This window comes from Candidatus Methylomirabilota bacterium (genome assembly GCA_036002485.1).
In the GTDB taxonomy this organism is placed as follows: domain Bacteria; phylum Methylomirabilota; class Methylomirabilia; order Rokubacteriales; family CSP1-6; genus AR37.
Map to the genome: position 1 here is coordinate 1 of DASYTI010000134.1, position 1,830 is coordinate 1,830.

At 68.7% G+C, this 1,830-nt stretch carries 2 protein-coding genes; both read left to right on the top strand.

Annotation, left to right across the window (positions count from 1 at the left end; translation table 11 throughout):
- A partial coding sequence (locus tag VGT00_13335) for a DegT/DnrJ/EryC1/StrS family aminotransferase (protein HEV8532397.1) occupies window positions 1-549 on the top strand: 549 nt, incomplete at its 5' end.
- The gene (locus tag VGT00_13340; GenBank protein ID HEV8532398.1) at window positions 546-1,664 is read left to right on the top strand and encodes a glycosyltransferase family 4 protein; all 1,119 of its coding nucleotides are present in this window, start codon (window positions 546-548) and stop codon (window positions 1,662-1,664) included. The genes VGT00_13335 and VGT00_13340, both read left to right, overlap by 4 nt.
- Window positions 1,665-1,830 lie beyond the last annotated feature (166 nt).

Below are 1,830 nucleotides of genomic sequence, written 5' to 3' on the forward strand. Positions count from 1 at the left end.
CCGTCCAAGAACCTGACCGTCATGGGTGACGGCGGCCTGCTCGTCACCGATGACGATGAGGTCGCGGCGCGGTGCCGCCGGCTCCGCGACCACGGCAGGCAGAACAAAGACATCCACGTGGAGATCGGCTTCAACCTGCGCTTCAACGATATCCAGGCCGCAGTGGGCCGGGTTCTCCTGCGCCGCCTCGACGCCATGAACGACCACCGGCGCCAGCTGGCCGCGCGCTACACGGCGGGGCTCGCCGGCCTGCCCCTGGTCTTGCCCGCCGAGGCGCGAGGGGCGCGCCACGTCTATCACCTCTACGTCGTGCGCACCCCTCAGCGCGACCAGCTCGCCGCCTTCCTGAAGGACCAGGGCGTGGCCACGGGCATCCACTACCCCGTGGCCTGTCACCGCCAGCCCGCCGTGGAGCATCTCAAGCCGCCCGCGCTCGAGCACACCGACCGCATCGTCAAGGAGATCCTCACCCTGCCCATCTCGGCCGGGCACACGGAGGCCGAGATCGACGAAGTCGTCGCCGGGGTCAGGGCGTTCTTCAAGAAGTGAGCGAGTCGCTCCGGATCCTCCAGCTCTACCCGAAGTCCGATTTCTTCACGGGAGCCGCCGTCCAGCTCCTCGAGCTGGCCCGAGGACTCCAGGAGCGCGGCCATCACGTCGTGGTGACCACGCGGCCCGGCGAGGGCTGGGCGGCGAAGTGCGCGGAAGCCCGTCTGCTCTACCACGCCCTCCCCATGCGCTCCGAGGTCGATCTCCAGTCCATTCCCGGGCTCGTGCGCATCATCCGGAAGCACCGCATCGAGGTGGTCCACGCCCAGAAGGGCAAGGCGCGGACCCTCGCGCTCATGGCGGGGCTCTTCACGAGGATTCCCATCCTGATCCTGAACCGCGGCGTCAGCTTCCCCCTCGATCCCTTCAACCGGCTCGGCTACACCACCCGGCGCGTGACGGCCGTGGTGGCGGTGTCGGAGTCGATCAAGCGGGGACTCGTCTCTCAAGGAGTGCCCGCGGACAAGATCCACGTCATCTACTCCGGGACGGACATGAGGCGCTTCCATCCCGGGGTGGACCGCCTCCGCGTGCGGCGCGAGCTCCAGCTCGGTCCCGAGCACTACCTGATCACGCAGATCGGCATCCGGAGCTGGAAGGGCAATGACGATACGCTCGAGGCCATGAAGACGGTGGCCGCGCGGGCCCCGCAGGCCCGCCTGCTCTTCGTGGGCGCCAACGAGGCCAAGGCCCAGATCCTCCGTGAGAAGGCGGCGGCGCGGGGGCTCGCCGACAAGGTGCTGGTCTTTCTCTACCGGGAGGACATCCCCGAGATCCTGGCCACGAGCGACGTCTGCGTCGACGCTTCCTATGCCGGGCTGGGCATCACGGGTACGCTCCGCGAGGCCCTGGCCGTCGAGACCCCCGTCATCGGCACCGAGCTCGAGGGCAATCCCGAGCTCATCACCGATGGGCACACGGGCTATCTCTTTCCCCCGCGCGATACCGGGGCCCTGGCGCGCGCCATCCTCCGCATGATCGAGGATCCGGAGAAGGCCAAGATCATGGCGCGCATGGGCGGGAAGCGTGTGGAGGCCGAGTTCTCCGTGACGGCCAAGATCGACCGCACGGAGGCGCTCTACCGCCGGCTGCTCTCCGCCAAGCGCCCCGTCTGATGGCTGCCGCGCCCAGGTATCGCCTCCTCCTGAGGCTCTGGCCATACCTCCGGCCCTACTGGCCGTGGCTGGTGCTCGGGACCGTCTTGGCCCTCGCCGTCTCAGCCGCGGAAGGCTTCATCGCCTGGCTGGTCAAGCCCGCCATGGACGACATCTTCCTCAAGCG